3 protein-coding genes are annotated in these 4,025 nt (G+C 61.9%); 2 read left to right on the top strand and 1 reads right to left on the bottom strand.

Annotation, left to right across the window (positions count from 1 at the left end; genetic code table 11):
* Positions 1 to 602: 602 nt before the first annotated feature.
* The gene (locus tag E2C06_RS38265) at positions 603 to 803 is read right to left on the bottom strand and encodes a ribbon-helix-helix domain-containing protein (RefSeq protein WP_165982896.1); all 201 of its coding nucleotides are present in this window, start codon (positions 801 to 803) and stop codon (positions 603 to 605) included.
* Positions 804 to 1,009: 206 nt separating this feature from the next.
* Here E2C06_RS38265 and E2C06_RS35605 point away from each other — a divergent pair, with 206 nt between their 5' ends.
* Positions 1,010 to 1,705, top strand: a complete 696-nt coding sequence (locus tag E2C06_RS35605; RefSeq protein WP_165982897.1) for an alpha/beta fold hydrolase — start codon at positions 1,010 to 1,012, stop codon at positions 1,703 to 1,705.
* A gap of 1,075 nt (positions 1,706 to 2,780) precedes the next feature.
* A complete protein-coding gene (locus E2C06_RS35610; protein WP_165982898.1) occupies positions 2,781 to 3,434 on the top strand; it encodes a ParA family protein in 654 nt (217 codons plus the stop codon).
* Positions 3,435 to 4,025 lie beyond the last annotated feature (591 nt).

Raw genomic sequence — 4,025 nt, forward strand, 5'->3', positions numbered from 1 at the left:
TCGACCGTCCCGCTGCCCATGACCTTACAGACGACCTTACGCCCGACGTTAAGGCCGCCAGCCTCAACGCACGTCAGCGGCCAGGGAAGGCGATGGAGGCCGGACGCTTACCTACATTCTGACGTGAGGGCTGATTGAGCCCCGTCGGCCACCCTCTTCGCGCTTGCCCGGTGTCCACGTCCCTTCTGCGAGGGCTTGCTCATATCCAGGCGTGCGTCTCCGGTCAGGATCTCGGATGGACCGCCTCGATCAGTTCGTATGCCAATGCATGGAATTCTCGCGAAACCATAACTGGATCTGTACTAACGGGGTGACGGCGAGGCGGACAAGGAAACACATTTGGTTCCGACAATCCGTCAAAGGGTGGATTGGGATTGTCGGGCCGGCCTGAGCGGACCCGAGCGCCAGCATGGCCATCGGGTAAGTTTGTGGGGCCGTTAGAGTGTCGGGCGTACTGTCGTCTCAAGATGCGCAGGTTGCACGAGCAGGTGCAGAGGCGGCTGCAAATTAGGCCTTGTGGCGAGTTTGTCGGCCTGTGCGTCTAGGTCGCCAGAACCTGCAACAAGATGGCATGGGACCAGTTGGCACCTGAACAACAGGACCTATGCAGCCCTCAGCGGGGCAGTTGCGCCGGCAGGCAGGGGAGCGGAGGCTGGGGCTGTGCCGTCCTCCCAGTCGCGTAAAGCCAGCACGCGCAACGCCTCGCGAACGACGTCGCCGTCGTCGAGATAGCGGCCGGAGGCGACTGCCTCCTCGATGAATGCATTGAGCCGCTCGGTGAGCTTAACGGTCCTGGTTTCCACGGAACGCCTCCCAGGGCGGGAAAGAATGGATGGCCGATTATGCCACGAAGTAAGTCCGATTCGACAGTTGGGGTGAAACAAGAACACACCAACGAGTCTTGGGCCGTAAATCGTCATCTATGGTGCTAAGTACCAGGCTAGCAGGCATTTGCAGATCGCCCCATCCTGCACAGCATCGACCCGAAACATGCATTAGGAGCACGCCCATGGCCGCTATACCCACGCCGGTCGTCTTCATCCCAGCCCTGCTGTCGGACGAGGCGATGTACCGCGAGGTGATCGAGCAGCTGGGCGAAACCGTCGAGGCACAGGTGATGGTGCTCTCGGAGCCGACGATGCAGGCCAATGTCGAGGCCGTCTTGGCCAAGGCGCCACCGACCTTCGTCCTGGCCGGTACCTCTTATGGCGGCAGCATCGCGCTGGAGGTGGCGCTGGCCGCGCCAGAACGGGTGTCGGCCCTTTGGCTGATGGGATGCAACCCGGCAGCACCGGACGCGAGTGTGCAGGAGTTGGTGGGTGGCTTGGAGGCCATGCCGGACGCCGTTATCGACATGCTGGCGGGCCTTGCCGTGCCAAAGGAGTCAACCGAGGCGGCGGAGGCGTTCAAGGCGATGGCGTCCCGCGTCGGCGGCAAGGTGGGAGCAGCCCAGGCCCGCGCACTGGGTTCAAGGGCCGAGGCAACCTCCCGGCTCGGCACGCTGCGGATGCCGGTGCTGGTGATCTGGGGCGAGGCAGACCAGATCGTGCCTGCCTCAGTAGGCCAGGCGCTCGCGGATGCTTTGCCCCATGCGCATTTCCACGTGCTGCCCAATTGCGGTCACCTGCCAACACTCGAGGAGCCTGCCGAATGCGCTGAGCTGTTTGTCGAGTTCCTCGAGGATGACGCGGACTACGCGCATTGATGGGTGTTTGCGTCGGGATCGAGCGTGCTTCTTTTTCGGCACCGCCGCGTGGATATGGAGCATGAAGGGCGTGGCGATCGGCGTTTCACACGCGACGAACAGGATACTCTCCCTCATCACTCGAGCAGCGTGGGATTGCTTACTTCCGCCGCATCCGGGTGAGCTCTGCTTCGATGCAGGCTGAGGCCGCGGACTCGCGTTCGCGGATTAGCATTGCCACCCGGATGCGCGAGGCCTCAAGCTCCATGGCATTCGCAGCAAACACGTCGGAAGCGCTGCTCGGCCTGATGTCTGACGCGAGGCCGCACAGTGCCTGGTGGGTGACGGTCCGAGTCTCGCAAGAGATCTGTGAAGATGCAGGGGCCATGTTCAAAGCCTCTCTGTACTGGCCCAGATCCTAGCCAACTCGACCTTCCGAATCTGTGACCTGTACCACAGCGCCTACCCAAACTTTTGTGGCAAGACGCGGCTACGCTGCTTGAGCTTGGACTTCAAACCTCGTCTGACCGGATAAGTCTGCCAGCCAGCGCACAACGACCTCTGCGGAGTGCCTCCCAAGCAGTGGTAGGACATAGACTGGGTACCCACACTACCCGTGAGAACTCGAAAGCACTCACGACGTTCGCCAATCGGCTCTCGGCACCATCGAGCAAGCTCGACTTGGCGGACCGTGCTCGAGCACATATCTTCAATACCAGTGGGTGTCACAGGACGCCCCGTTATGGAAGCTCATGTCAGAAGCAAGTCGTGTCTTCCCTGCCCGAAGAGGGCAAGGTGCTACGTCCCTCACCAGTGAGAAGCGCTTCATTCAAAGCCGTCCACGCCATGGCGGACCTGGAAGCGGCCAGCCCAGAGTGGTCGAAGTCGTCCATGTTCAGCGAGACCGATCTCAATCCGGCGATGAACAGTTGCGGGCGGCAGCGCGGAGCGTGCGGTCAGAAACCTGGCTAGACGGGGGCAACGCAAAGCCAAAGCAGCCAAGCTTGGCGCCGGGGCCCATGCCAGTCGCGCCCAAGCCGGCCCAACCGGTCGTACATGTACAGTCCAATCGGGGGTGCGGACGATGCGTACAATCATGATTGCCAAGCAAAAGGGCGGATCCGCCGCTACCACTGTCGCGCGGGAGCTAGGGGTCGTCGCAGCGGCAGCTGGACAGCGTGTAGTATTCATCGATTTGGATCCGCAGGGTACGCTGCGATCCTGGTGGAACAGGCGAACGGAGGGTGCAGAAGGCGACCCGAATCCGGCGCTGGCTACCCCTGCCCCAGCCCAGATGGTAGATGCTCTGGATCAGCTGCGGATTGCCGGGGTCGATCTTTGCATCATCGATACTCCGCCATCGGTGCATGCCTTTCTTGGATCGGTGATGCGCCTTGCTGACCTCATCCTCCTGCCAACCCGCCCGACCACAGACGATTTGGATGCCCTGCCAGGGGTGCTCGACTTGGTCGAGGATACCGGACGGCCTTTCGCCTTCATTGTGACACAGGCTCCGGCTGGGAAGTCGCGCTTATACGATGACGCAGTGCCTGTGCTTGCTCAACGCGGTCGGGTAGCTCCTCCCCTACGCCTTCGGGCCGACTTCCCGGTCGCTGCGGCGTCGGGCCGCACAGCTACCGAAATCGCTCCTAAGGGTAAGGCTGCTGAGGAGGTCCATGCTCTTTGGCGATTCGTTTTGGCTGACTTAGCCAAGACCGGACGCAAGCGCAGCAGCATCAAGGTTTCCTAGGATCATGGTATCCAAGCGTCCAAGTGTCGTAGCGTCCGGTCTTCTTGCGCGACCTGGTGGAGCGCCGGCCCGATCCACCCCGGTTGAGGACCTGCCGCGCCCTACCCTGGTGCCGGCCTCACCCGAAGCGTTGAAGCCCTCAGGCCAACCTGTTGCGCCTGAAGTCGTGCCGGAGACGGTTGCGAAGGGCATCAAGCAGGCAACGGTGGGCACCACGGTGTACCTACTGCCCAGCGAACATAAGCGGGTGCGGCGGCTGGCACTCGATCTCGACATACCCTCAGTGCACGAGTTGCTGCTGATGGGTCTCGACCGTCTTCTAGCTGAAAGGGGCGAGGCCCCGGTTGCACGCTACAGTCAACCACGACCGAGGAAGGGATAAGATCGGGTTTTTCAAGAACCCTCACGCTCGCGTCCTAGGATATTAGCACGCTAGCTCAGCGGGGTGCTGGAGTTCTGCTCGCCCAATCGAACAAACGTGCTAGGAGCTCGTCCACGTAACGGCTGAAGAGGCTCGACAGGCGGATCGTGCGGTGATTCGCTCGGCGGCATGACGAAGAGCTTTCGGCCCTGGAAGGTGGACGAGGCCTG

It is taken from the genome of Dankookia rubra, assembly GCF_004355005.1.
Lineage (GTDB): Bacteria > Pseudomonadota > Alphaproteobacteria > Acetobacterales > Acetobacteraceae > Paracraurococcus > Paracraurococcus ruber_A.

Coding starts and splice junctions, on each gene's coding strand:
- E2C06_RS35605 (WP_165982897.1), top strand. CDS start 1,010: ATGGCCGCTATACCCACGCCGGTCGTCTTCATCCCAGCCCTGCTGTCG.
- E2C06_RS35610 (WP_165982898.1), top strand. CDS start 2,781: ATGATTGCCAAGCAAAAGGGCGGATCCGCCGCTACCACTGTCGCGCGG.